Annotated in this window: 9 protein-coding genes; 2 read left to right on the top strand and 7 right to left on the bottom strand. The window is 54.1% G+C overall.

Going from position 1 to position 12,887, the window contains the following annotated elements; translation table 11 throughout:
* Nucleotides 1-30: 30 nt before the first annotated feature.
* The 7 genes from yhdP to csrD all read right to left on the bottom strand — a co-directional run bounded on the left by yhdP (nucleotide 31) and on the right by csrD (nucleotide 10,793).
* Entirely contained in the window at nucleotides 31-3,840 is a 3,810-nt protein-coding gene (gene yhdP, locus E0L21_RS06610; RefSeq protein WP_131407855.1) for an AsmA2 domain-containing protein YhdP, read from the bottom strand.
* 55 nt (nucleotides 3,841-3,895) lie between these two features.
* Nucleotides 3,896-5,365 (bottom strand): ribonuclease G, encoded by a 1,470-nt coding sequence (rng, locus tag E0L21_RS06615; protein ID WP_131407857.1) that lies wholly within the window; start codon nucleotides 5,363-5,365, stop codon nucleotides 3,896-3,898.
* Nucleotides 5,355-5,948, bottom strand: a complete 594-nt coding sequence (locus tag E0L21_RS06620) for a Maf family protein (protein ID WP_131407859.1) — start codon at nucleotides 5,946-5,948, stop codon at nucleotides 5,355-5,357. Before E0L21_RS06620 ends, rng begins: the two co-directional genes overlap by 11 nt.
* 7 nt (nucleotides 5,949-5,955) lie before the next feature.
* On the bottom strand, nucleotides 5,956-6,444 hold the full coding sequence (gene mreD, locus E0L21_RS06625) for a rod shape-determining protein MreD (RefSeq protein ID WP_020455466.1): 489 nt from the start codon (nucleotides 6,442-6,444) through the stop codon (nucleotides 5,956-5,958).
* Nucleotides 6,444-7,442: a rod shape-determining protein MreC gene (mreC, locus tag E0L21_RS06630; protein WP_131407861.1), complete on the bottom strand. Its 999-nt coding sequence runs from the start codon at nucleotides 7,440-7,442 to the stop codon at nucleotides 6,444-6,446. Before mreC ends, mreD begins: the two co-directional genes overlap by 1 nt.
* Before the next feature lie 64 nt (nucleotides 7,443-7,506).
* Nucleotides 7,507-8,550 (bottom strand): rod shape-determining protein MreB, encoded by a 1,044-nt coding sequence (gene mreB, locus E0L21_RS06635; RefSeq protein ID WP_006818047.1) that lies wholly within the window; start codon nucleotides 8,548-8,550, stop codon nucleotides 7,507-7,509.
* A 305-nt stretch (nucleotides 8,551-8,855) separates the two neighbouring features.
* Nucleotides 8,856-10,793, bottom strand: a complete 1,938-nt coding sequence (gene csrD / locus E0L21_RS06640) for an RNase E specificity factor CsrD (protein WP_131407863.1) — start codon at nucleotides 10,791-10,793, stop codon at nucleotides 8,856-8,858.
* A 290-nt stretch (nucleotides 10,794-11,083) separates the two neighbouring features.
* Here csrD and msrP point away from each other — a divergent pair, with 290 nt between their 5' ends.
* The gene (msrP, locus tag E0L21_RS06645; protein ID WP_131407865.1) at nucleotides 11,084-12,085 is read left to right on the top strand and encodes a protein-methionine-sulfoxide reductase catalytic subunit MsrP; all 1,002 of its coding nucleotides are present in this window, start codon (nucleotides 11,084-11,086) and stop codon (nucleotides 12,083-12,085) included.
* The gene (gene msrQ, locus E0L21_RS06650) at nucleotides 12,086-12,685 is read left to right on the top strand and encodes a protein-methionine-sulfoxide reductase heme-binding subunit MsrQ (RefSeq protein ID WP_131407867.1); all 600 of its coding nucleotides are present in this window, start codon (nucleotides 12,086-12,088) and stop codon (nucleotides 12,683-12,685) included. It begins immediately after the preceding gene.
* Nucleotides 12,686-12,887: the final 202 nt, after the last annotated feature.

The following is a 12,887-nucleotide window of genomic DNA, read 5'->3' on the forward strand; positions in this document are numbered from 1 at the left end:
AGCTTGAGGCAATTCGCTGATGCCGTCAAATCATTGCTTTTTGTCCGTACGCGGCTGGCGCAGGACTTCGTTGATTTGCGGCTGATCGACCGGGCCGGTAATGCGATAGCGCAGAATCGAGACTTTGTTCCACAGTGGCCCCAGCACTTTGCTGGCGGCAAACACCGCAGCACCGACAATCGGGTTTACGGCGAAGGCCGCCGCCACCCCGACAGTCGCGGAGATTTCCGGGGCTACCACCGCTTCCATATCCAGCTCGCGGCGCACCAAATTCACGGAACCTTTCATCGCGATATCCGCTTCCAGGCCATCAACCAGTGTATCGTCGGTATGCAGCACACCGTCTTTGATCCACGCGGTGCTGCGAATGGAATCAAACCAGAACCCCTCACTGCTGAAGGTATCGCTGAAGTCAAAACGCAATTTACGCCACAGCGAGTCGACGCTGAACAGGCGCAGCAACTGCCCGGCATGACCAGTGCTGATATCGGTAATTTTACCTTTGCCAAGACGCGTACGCAGGATGCCATTGAGCGACTCTTCCTGCGGTTGCCACGGTGTGCTGCGCCAGTGCAGGTCGTAATTAATATCAAACGACGAATCACGCACCGGCGTCGGTACGCCAAAGAAGCCCATCGCTGAATCAATTTTCTCACCGCGCAGCACGCCTTTCAGCGAGGTGCGCTCCGCGCCTTCACGATTGACCCATTCACCGTCAGCGGTCAGCCGCGCGGTGCCGCTGTCCACCAGCCCATTCGCCAGCGTCAGCGTATCGCCCTGAATGGCGAAATCACCGTCGATGCGACCATACTTTTGCCCCCACAGCCAACACTCCGCACAGCGCAGCTGCAAATCCGGCCAGCCGGTAAAGTCCAACCGCGTCTGGCCACGCAGCAGTGTTGAAGGGGAAGAGATATCGTTATCGTCCGGTGGCGCGTTCGACGGGTTGTAGTAGAGGTAGCGAATCGCTGCCTGCCACGGCGCATTATCATGAATCGTCAATGTACCGCTGATTTCGCGCCCCTGCGCTTCGATGGTCGAACCTGAATCTTGCGGCTGCGAAATAATGCTGAGGTTATTCCACTGCTGCCCGCCCAGTGTCAGGGCAGGTGTACGCAGCGTAATGCTCTGTGGGAAAGTGGTTGCGCTGCTGACATTGTTTGCCACGCCCTGTCTGAACAGGCCCAGCCACTGCGCGCCATTCATTGGCGGCAAGTTCAGTTCAAGCCCGGCCTGCTCCGGCAGCGGTGGCAGTGTACGGCTGTCCGACGTCCAGATCCCGCGATCGAGCGCCAGCTTATTATTCAGCAGCCAGCGGGTGTTGAAATGGTTGTTACCACCGGCATTACCGGTTAAATCGAAACTGTGCAGGTTCCCTTCTACCTTCACCTTCAACGGCAATGCTTTGCCCGCTGGTTTATCCATCGGTGGCGGTAACGTACTGGCAAGGTTACTCAAATCACCATCAAGATTGACCTTGTAAGTGGTGCCGCCACGGTGCGGCAGCTCAACGCCGACATCACCTTTCCATGCGATGCTGCCGCGCAGCGCATCATTAAGTTGAGGAGGTAACACGCCGGTTTTTGCCGGTTGCCAGTTCCCGTTGAGATTCACCGCGACCTGGTAAGCCTTATCCCCCTCGGTGGTGGAGAAATCGAGATTTACCGGTTGATTAAACCAAGTTGCCTGCAACGGCTCACTTTTCAGCGTGCCGTTCTCGAAGCTAAATTTGCCGCTGAGGTTCTTCAGTGTGCTGTTAAGCGGTTTGATAAACAGGCTGTTGTTGTTCAGCACCACATCGCCTTTAGCGACGGTCTGCTCACCATCCAGCGGAATATCAAGATGTAAGCGAGCGCTTACATCACCATCGATCTGCAACTCATCCAGTGCGCTGCCCAGCGTGTCGTGTAGCGGCGTCTCTTTGAAATAGGGACCAACAGCTTTGCCCGGCCCATTAATGTCTGCATCAATCAGCAGCTTCTCTTTGACGTAATCCGGGATATTGGCAGTCAGGTTGCTGGCCGTTACACCACCCAGCGCCACTTTACTGCTTTTCATCCACAAACCGTCGTTGAGGAAATCGAGATCGATATCGAGGTTTTGCAACGCAGGCCAGTCAGGCTGGAAAGCAAAGGTCGCATTGCGCAACGGCACCGCGACTTCAAACTGGCCTTCGTTGTGCTTAAACGGAAAGAGCTTCGGATTACCGCCAAACAGCAGCGTGGCATCTTGCGTCTGCCCGCCTTTGATCGACGAACTCAGGTACGCCACCAGCGCTTTGCCCATCAAATTTTCCGGGAAGTAACGCCAGGCCTGTCCGGCATCCGTCACATTGATACCAGCCAGGATACCCAACCAGGGCTCATCACCTTGCGGCTGGAGATAGCGGAAATCACCGCGCGCGCGCAGGGCATTGGCCTGAATGTCGATATTGCGTCCATCCAACTGGAAGCCATGCTCGTTTTTCTGCCAGTTCAGCGTGGCAACGCCTTTTTCAATCTCCAGCGGTTCGGGGAATACCGTCTTATACGGCATCTTCGCCTGCGCGATATCGGCGGTTAAGCGCCCATTCTCCATGCTGCCGGCAAGCGTTCCACTGAGATGTTCAACACCGGGCAGCAATTCCCACTGTTGCCAGGCTATATCCTGCCACTGTGCATGGAAGCGCGTTTTTTCGGTCGCCTGCAACGGAATATCCAGCGCCAGTTGATTGAGCTTGCCGCGAGGCTGCATGGTGTGCCAGATGTCGTACAGTTCCGGTGAGATTTTCTGTGCAATCGGCAGCAGTCCCTCTAAGCCACTGAGCTCAAGGTTACTGGCACGTACGCGCAGTTCATCGCTGCGCACACTGCTGATACCGCCCACTTCCTGCGCCGGAACCCAGGCAAAACTCAGTGCGCCCTGCGGCCACGGATGGTCATCAATCGCGATACGCGTTACCGGCACATCAAACTGCCAGCCCTGCTGCTGACGGGAAACATGTGCGGTAAGGTTATCCACCGTCATGCGGTGCTGCGTGTTATATCCCTGCCAGCTGGCGCCGCCTTTTTTCAGCCATACATCGCCGCTTTCAACTACGCCTTTGCTTAATGTCATCCAGCCTTCAAGGCTGAATCGCGCGGAATCCAGCGCGACCTTATCCTGCATCCATTTGGCGAGCCAGGGCTTGACATCAATATCGTCCGCCTGCAACCACACCCGGCCATTATTCAGCAGCCCATTGTCGTCACGCAGATCCATACGCACTTGCATAATACCGTGCTGCCCAGTCAGGCTCGAAAGGCTGACTTGCCCCTCCGCACGGTGACGATCGCTGCCGTTAAGCCAGGTAAGTTGCGGGATAGCCAACTCAGCGCGCTGCCCGGAGAGCGTTAAGAAACTGATGCGGCTGTCGCGAAGATCAAAGTGATCGAATTGACGCAAAAACAGATCGCTGATGCGATCCGTAGTGATAGGTTCACCGGTGTCATTGCGCTGTAGCGGGGTATTGCTATGGGCAACCAGTTGGTAAAAGGTGAGATTGCGAAACTGCCAGCGCATGTGGAGCATACTTTGCCAGACATCCAGCGCCAGCGTCACGCGTTTGACCGACAGCTCGCCGCCATCGGGCAGCGTCGCGTTAATGTCGCGCACGTCCAGTTCAGGGCCGAAATTTTCCCAGCGCGCCTGTATCTGGCTGGCCGAAACCGGAACGCCGGTTTGCGAGGAGATTTGCGCCAGAATTTGCCCGCGCCAGCTATCCAGATGGGGCAGAACAAGGCGCAGCCCACTTACCAGCAGCGCTGCGATAACAATCAGCGTCGCGCCTGTAAGCAGCAATATCCCCGGCAGTCGCCTCACGCCTCTCTCCTTGTCAACCAAACCCAGATTCGCTCGTGTCGCAGCACGCTGCGAATTACATCATTACTACGTCAAACTGCTCTTGATTATAGAGCGGCTCGATTTGCACTTTTACCTGCTTGCCAACGAAGATTTCCACCTCCGCCAGCGCGTGCGACTCTTCACTTTTCAGGGCTTCCGCCACCGCCGGGGAAGCGTAAACCAGGAAACGATCGGAATCGTAAGCATGATGCACGCGAACGATCTCGCGCATGATTTCATAACACACGGTTTCCACCGTTTTAACGGTGCCACGGCCATGACAGGTGGGGCATTCATTACAGAGGACATGTTCTACACTTTCGCGCGTACGTTTGCGCGTCATCTCCACCAGACCAAGCTGTGAGAAACCATTAATGCTGGTCTTGACCCGATCTTTACTCAGCGCCTGCTCAAGCGAGTGCAGTACGCGACGGCGATGATCGTCATTACTCATATCGATAAAATCGATGATGATAATGCCGCCCAAATTGCGTAAGCGCAGCTGGCGGGCAATGGCCTGCGTAGCTTCGATGTTGGTGTTGAAAATAGTGTCGTCGAGATTGCGGTGGCCGACAAACGCACCGGTGTTGATATCAACGGTGGTCATCGCTTCAGTTTGATCGATGATCAGATAGCCGCCGGACTTCAGCTCCACTTTGCGTTCCAGCGCGCGCTGGATCTCGTTCTCGACATCGTAAAGATCGAAAATCGGCTGGCGACCATTGTAGTGTTCGAGCTTGCTGGTCATTTCAGGAATGTATTCCGCAGTGAACTCCAGCAGCGCTTCAAAAGTCAGACGCGAGTCCACACGGATACGATCCAGATGGGCATCGGCGAAATCACGCAGCACACGCTGCGCCAGCGCCAACTCGCCGTAAAGTTTGCAGCGGCTTTGTTGGCGTTTTTTACGCTCCATCACCTTGGTCCAGACGCGCTTGAGGTACGCCGCATCGGAAGCGAGATCCTCTTCGCACACGCCCTCTGCCGCAGTGCGAATGATAAAACCGCCCTGCTCGTCACAGTACGCCGCAACGACCTGTTTAAGACGCTCACGCTCGGCTTCGCTCTCAATTCTCTGGGAAACACCAACATGAGAAGCGCCTGGCATAAAGACCAGGTAACGGGATGGCAGAGTGATATCCGTTGTCAGGCGCGCGCCTTTAGTACCCAGCGGATCTTTTACCACTTGCACCATTAAATCCTGCCCCTGACGGACAAGCTCGGAGATGTCGCGCACGGTGAAGTTTTTCTGCTCTTCCCCGGCGACACATTCGGTGTGCGGCATAATGTCGGAGGCGTGAAGGAACGCCGCCTTTTCCAGACCAATATCTACAAAAGCCGCCTGCATGCCCGGCAAAACCCGGCTGACCCGACCTTTGTAGATATTGCCTACTATCCCGCGCCGAGCTTCGCGCTCGATGTGAATTTCCTGCAGAATGCCGCCATCAATATAAGCGACGCGTGTTTCCGATGGAGTAACGTTGACCAACAATTCAGCCGTCATGATTATCTTTTCCCTCGCGCAGTGCATTAAAGTTGCTCAGCAATTCCCAAGTTTCCACCAGTGGTAAACCCACAACGGCATGATAACTACCGTTTATTTTTCTCACGAAACAGCCACCCAGCCCCTGAATGCCATAAGCACCTGCTTTATCCAGCGGTTCCCCGCTGGCGACGTAATCAGCGATATCCTTTTCCGATAGCACTCTGAAAGTCACTTCGGTTTCCACCAGACAATCGAGCAAATGCTGGCTATCTGCCAACGCGACCGCCGTCATCACCTGATGTGTTTGCCCGGAAAGCAGGCGCAACATACTGGCAGCATGCGAGGAGTCTTTTGGTTTTTCAAGCACTTCACCATTAAATATGACGATCGTGTCCGCCCCCAGCACTGGCAGATCGCTGGAAGCCATCGCCACGCCGGCCTGCGCTTTTTCTCGCGCCAGCCGCAACACATACTGGCGGGCGCTCTCCTGTGCCTGGCGTTGTTCCTCAATCCCCGGAACAATACGCGCGAAAGTGACGCCCAGTTGTGTGAGCAACTCCTGGCGACGAGGAGAACCGGAAGCAAGCCAGATATCAATCATAAACGCCTTATTGCACCGCAAACTGCTGGCGGATCTTACGCATTAACAAGAAAAGCCACGGCCAGAGCACCCCATTGACCAGGCTGCTCCAGAAAATTTCTGGCTTAAACGAAACGTTAATCACCAGAAACTCCGCCCAGAAGACAATGACTTCTGTCGCCAGCGACAACAGCATCACCACCAGCGCTTGTTGCCAGAGCGCCAGATTACGGAACAGCTGAAATTTCAGTGCGACCAGATAGGCGACAATACTTAACGAAAGCGCGCGTACACCGAGGGTGGATCCGCTAATCAGATCCAGTATGGCACCCATCGCGAAACCCGTGCCAACATTTACGCGGTGCGGCAGCGCGAGGATCCAGTAAAGCAAAATGAGCAATACCCAGTTTGGCCGGTAGACAATGATGTCATCCGGCCAGGGCATGATTTGAAGCAACAGTGCAATTAAAAACGAGAGCCAGATAACCCAGCGCCCCTGGCTACGATAACTCGCCACTATTGCCCTCCCGGAGAGACTTGCGGCGGCGGCTGCGTAATGCCAGTCGCCGGAGCGGGCATTGGCGCAGGCGGCCCCATCGCATCAGGAGAAGGAAGCACCTGCGGCATCATTTGCAGCAGACGTTCGTTCGCCACACGATGCACATCTTCCGGTGTTCTTGGGTTAGTGCCGTTACGATCCGCGCCCCACAGCAGCAGCAGATAACGCAAACGTTGCAGGCCTGCGGTTGGGCGCGCCTGAATCACGGTGTAGGCACGCTGCGTATCGAGCTTAACCGACGAAACCACTGCAACCGGGTACCCTTCCGGGAAACGCCCGCCCAGACCTGACGTCACCAACACATCACCAACGCGAATATCCGTATTCGCCGGTAAATGTTCGAGTTGCAGATCGTCTGTGCAGCCGTTACCGGCAGCAATCACGCGGATATCGTTACGCAGCACCTGAATCGGCAGCGCGTGTGTGGCATCGCAAATCAGCAGTACGCGGCTGGTCAGTTTCGCCACCGCAACAACCTGGCCGACAACGCCTTTATCGCTGATCACCGGCTGGCCTTCATACACGCCGTTCGCGCTACCTTTGTCGATAACCACCTGGTCGCTGTAAGGATCGTTAACCGTCGAGATAACCTGAGTTACCATTTTCTGCTCATCCTGACGCAGCGGCGAGCCCAGCAGTTCACGCAGGCGAGCGTTCTCCTGCTTGTACTGTCCTAACATCAACAGCTCGCTGTTTTTCAGTAACAGCTCCTGACGTAATGCCCGGTTTTCAAGCTCAAGCTGGTCACGCGACGCCAACGTTTGGGAAACGTTATCTAATAATTCGCGGGGACCATTGGAAATAAAATAGAAAGGACTGACGGCAGTATCCATGTACGTTCTGATTTGGCTGAACGTACCGAGGCGGCTGTCGGCAATAATGACTCCGAGCGCCACCAAAACCGCCAGAAAAAGGCGAATCTGCAGTGACGGGCCACGGCTAAAAATTGGCTTCATAGGCTTTGCGTATTCTCAGGCCAGACAGATGCGAAGCGACAATACGCTTCGCATCTGACGCGGACTATTCTTCGCTGAACAAGTCGCCGCCGTGCATGTCGATCATTTCCAGCGCCTTGCCGCCGCCACGCGCTACGCAAGTCAGTGGATCTTCTGCAACTACAACTGGAATACCCGTTTCTTCCATCAACAGGCGGTCTAGGTTGCGCAGCAGCGCGCCACCACCGGTCAACACCATACCGCGCTCGGAGATATCAGAAGCCAGTTCCGGCGGGCACTGTTCCAGCGCAACCATAACTGCGCTAACGATGCCAGTCAGCGGTTCCTGCAGCGCTTCCAGAATTTCGTTGGAATTCAGCGTGAAGCCACGCGGAACACCTTCAGCCAGGTTACGGCCACGCACTTCGATTTCACGCACTTCATCGCCCGGGTAAGCAGAGCCAATTTCGTGTTTGATACGTTCTGCGGTCGCTTCACCAATCAGTGAGCCGTAGTTACGGCGAACATAATTAATGATTGCTTCATCGAAGCGGTCACCGCCGATACGAACAGAAGAGGAGTAAACCACGCCATTCAGGGAGATAACGGCAACTTCAGTGGTACCACCACCGATATCCACCACCATTGAACCGGTCGCTTCAGAAACCGGTAAGCCAGCGCCGATTGCGGCCGCCATCGGCTCTTCAATCAGGAACACTTCACGAGCACCAGCGCCCTGCGCGGATTCACGAATAGCACGGCGTTCAACCTGAGTTGCGCCAACCGGCACACAAACCAGAACGCGCGGGCTCGGACGCATAAAGCTGTTGCTGTGCACTTGTTTGATAAAGTGCTGAAGCATTTTTTCGGTCACGAAGAAATCGGCAATTACGCCGTCTTTCATCGGGCGGATAGCAGCGATATTGCCCGGCGTACGGCCAAGCATCTGTTTCGCTTCATGACCGACTGCGGCTACACTTTTCGGTGAACCGGCACGATCCTGGCGAATGGCCACCACGGAAGGCTCATTCAGTACGATGCCTTGTCCTTTTACATAAATCAGGGTATTCGCGGTACCCAGGTCAATGGACAGGTCATTGGAAAACATGCCACGAAATTTTTTCAACATACTAAGGGATAATCCTGAAAGCTGGGGCGGAAACAAAATCCGCTTACTTTACCAACCACACGTAGCAGCGACAAGGCATAAGAATCATCTGCTACGGTGAAAATTAGTGCAGTTTGTTTCCTTTGTTGCAAAACGACATGAATCCACCAGGAAGTGAAAAGAACTCATTTTCCAGTCTGTTGCGTTTGCAGTTTTTCATAAGGACAAACCGGCTTTGTTCACTGCGATAATCCGGCGGGCAGGCACGCACACCCCCAAACATGGCAGCGCGCATTATTCTACGTGAAAACGACTCAAACAGCAGTTCAAACCGAGTATCTTTGTGAATATTTTTTCACATTGGTATCGAGCGGTTGGGAAGCCGCGATGAAATCGCCCTGCCCACCCACAACACCCCGTTCCACCAGCGTCTGCCATTCGCCACGAGAGCGAACACCGGTCGCGAAAACTCGCGTTCGCGTGCCTTTGCACGCTTCCACGAGGCTCTGCACCAGAAGCTGGTTTTCGGTGCGCTTTTCAATGTTCCTGACCAGCCCCGGATGCAGCTTTAATAACTCAACATCCAATGCTTTAATCCAACTGGTGCTCACCAACGTCAGACCCGCCTGATTTACCGCTATGCGCGCGCCTAATGCGTTGATTAAACGCACCACCGACTGTAACCGGCTGATATGTTGACAAACATCCGCCTCAGCAAGTTCAAAAATAATCCGTTTACGTTGAGATTTTTCGCACTGCATTAATATATCGCGTAGCCAGCGTTGAAAACGGGGGCGGATCAATGATTCCACTGTTATTTGCATGGCCAGGTTTTCTTCCGGCCAAAAACCCATAAACGGAATCAGGCGCGTCACTTGCAGGCGGTCATATTCTTCAGCCAGACCAAACTGCTGCACCATGGGCATATACTCTTCGGCAATCACTTCTTGTTCGCCATCGAAAATGCGGCACATCAGCTCGCGGTGGTGAACGTGCCCGTCACGGTTAATTGCCGGTTTCTGATAAACGCGCGGCCCGCCGCGACTCAGCATCTGTTCAATCAGCGTTCGCCAGCGCACATTTCCACGCCCTTGTTCCGGCAATGTGTCGTCATAAACTGACCAACTGTTTCCGCCCTGTAACACCGCGTTGCGCGCTGCGGCCTCAGCATGTTCCATCACTTGCACACCAGGCTGACCACTGCGCCAGGCGCAAATACCAATATGCATAATATCTTCGCGTGTCAGCGTTTTATTGGGCGGTAACCCTTCCACCGCTTTCAGGATCAGCCCGGCAATGCTTTCCGCTTCCTTTAAGGTGCGATGCGGCAGCAGTACGGCAAAGTCGCTGCGATGGTAGCGCGCCAGTAACGCGCCGGGATAACGCATAATAAAGGTAGAAAGCAGGTTAATGAGCGTAAAGAGATACTCTTCGGTGGTGGTTCCGCCGCTATCTCGCAGCAGATCAAAATCCGGCAAACGGATCATCATCACCACGCCGTGCGAACCCACTTTTTCCTGATCTTCCAGCAGCGTGGCGAGCTGGTTATCAAAAAACAGGCGGTTATTCAGGCCAGTTCGCGTGTCCTGCGCCGCGTAAGAACGAATCAGCGTATCCATGCGGCTACGCTGATCGCTGGCGAACTGAATGTCGGTCAGTAGCACATCCAGCGCACTGCTGGTACGTGATGGCCATTCATAAATGCTGCCACGAACCTGCGGCCCGCGCTCACCGTTGAGGATCCGCGTCGCGCGTGTCTCCAGCAGTTCCTGCCCGGAAAGCTGTCGCCGTAGCCAGCGAACAGAGAGAAAGAGGATCACAATCATAAAACCAATCGCCACCGTCAGCGGCGCAGTGTTCGACAACGAGCGAAAATAGTTCGCCATCGGATCCTGGTAAATCAGCGTGAACGTGAAGCCGGGATTTTTCAGGGAGGGAATATGCAACTCCCGATATTGATAGTTGCTGCCCGCCGGGCGATAACTTCCGCTATGCGTGTAACTGAGTACCGTGCGCCGGCCTTGCTTAATCTCAATCGCGATAATATCTACCGGCACCATCAGTTCATCGAGCTGCGGCAACAGCCGGGAAACCGGCGTTGAGATCAAACGCGTATCGACAATCGCCGCCACCGCTTCGACACGATTGGCAACCTTGTTTTGAATCGCGTTATAGAAGCTCAGTGAACACCCAATCAGAGTGACGAAAAACGCCAGCCCTGTCAGTAGCGTCACAAAAGCTGAAAATTTCGTCGTTAATCGCATCCTTGTGTTAACTCCGCTTGTATAAAGAACGAAACGATACCGCTCAGGGTAATGTCATTGAAGTAAGTACTAACTTTGATGTCTACCCGCGTCCCGGGATAGCTTGCAGTCGGCAGGGAAAAACTGGCACCGCGTTTCATATCAGCGAGTATAGCCCTCAGAAATTTTTTGCCAACAATCAATAAGCCTGAAAAATGTCTTAACCTGACTATTTACAATGTTTGGTAACACACTCGGGCTCGCGCTCACGCTGCGCTTACACCATGCTTGACGAGAAACTAACGGAGGATGTGATGAAGAAAAAACTAACCGAAGCCGATGTCACTGCGGAATCCGTTTTTATGTTACAGCGCCGCCAGGTGCTGAAAATGCTGGGAATTAGCGCCACAGCACTGACCCTGGCACCCGACGCGCAGGCCGATTTATTGGACTGGTTTAAAGGCCATGACCGGCCAAAAGCGTCATCAGGAAAACCACTCGATTTTACGCAACCTGCACAGTGGAAATCCTCTCTCCCGCTGACGCCGGAAGAGAAAGTCACCGGTTATAACAACTTCTATGAATTTGGCCTCGATAAAGCCGATCCTGCCGCCAACGCCGGAGGAATGAAAACCGATCCCTGGACATTGACCATTGATGGTGAAGTGGCAAAACCGTTAATGCTCGACCACGCGGCGCTGACCTCGCGTTTCCCGCTGGAAGAACGAATCTACCGCATGCGCTGCGTTGAGGCCTGGTCGATGGTGGTGCCGTGGATCGGATTCCCGCTGCATAAACTGCTGGCGTTAGTTGAACCCACCAGCAACGCCAAATATGTCGCGTTCCAGACCCTTTACGCACCGGATCAGATGCCGGGGCAAAAAGACCGATTTATCGGTGGTGGCCTCAAATACCCGTATGTTGAAGCGCTACGTATAGATGAAGCGATGCACCCGCTTACGCTGCTTACTGTCGGTGTGTATGGCAAAGCGCTACCACCGCAAAACGGCGCGCCGATCCGCCTGACAGTGCCGTGGAAATATGGTTTTAAAGGCATCAAATCAATTGTCAGTATCAAGTTAACCAGTAAACGACCACCAACCACCTGGAATCTTGCCGCACCCGATGAATATGGCTTCTACGCCAATGTGAACCCGCATGTTGATCACCCGCGCTGGTCACAAGCGACGGAACGTTTTATTGGATCAGGCGGCGCGCTGGATGTAAAACGTCAGCCAACGCTGCTGTTTAATGGCTACGCTGAAGAAGTGGCTTCGCTTTATCACGGGTTAGATCTGCGGGAGAATTTCTGAGTGCGCTTAACAGCAAAACAAGTGACGTGGTTAAAAGTCGCATTGCATCTGGCGGGTCTGCTGCCTTTACTTTGGCTTTTCTGGGCGGCGAACCAGGGCTATTTCAGCGCCGATCCGGCGAAAGACATCCAGCATTTTACGGGCAGAATGGCGCTAAAATTCCTGCTCGCCAGTTTGCTGGTCGCACCGCTCGCACGCTACGCGAAACAACCGCTATTAATCAGAACCCGGCGCTTACTGGGGCTGTGGTGCTTTGCCTGGGCGACACTGCATCTGACCAGCTACACCTTACTGGAGCTTGGCATTAATAATCTTTCATTATTAGGGCAAGAGTTGATAACGCGCCCTTATTTAACGCTGGGAGCCGCAAGTTGGCTGATTTTGCTGGCATTAGCGTTGACCTCAACGCAATGGGCGCAGCGGAAATTGGGCAAACGCTGGCAACAATTACATAATTTCGTCTATCTGGTGGCGATCCTCGCGCCGATTCACTACCTTTGGTCGGTAAAAATCTTGTCACCGCAGCCGATCCTCTATGCTGCCGCCGCGATTGCGCTGTTAGCGTGGCGTTATAAGAAGTTTCGCCAATGGTGGCGTTAACACGCTTATTGTGTGCAGTTCTCCGCAGATCTACTATCATTCGCCGCCAGATTCCGGGCGGCAGTTGATAATCTTCCCTGATAAGACCAGTATTTAGCTGCCAATTGCTACGAAATCGTTATAATGTGCGACTTTGGTTTTCCTGACAGGGGTTTTTAGCCTCTGAAAAGGTGACAATAGCGAATTGAAGGTATATTTTGTT

Origin of the sequence: Kosakonia quasisacchari (assembly GCF_004331415.1) — a bacterium.
Classification (GTDB): domain Bacteria; phylum Pseudomonadota; class Gammaproteobacteria; order Enterobacterales; family Enterobacteriaceae; genus Kosakonia; species Kosakonia quasisacchari.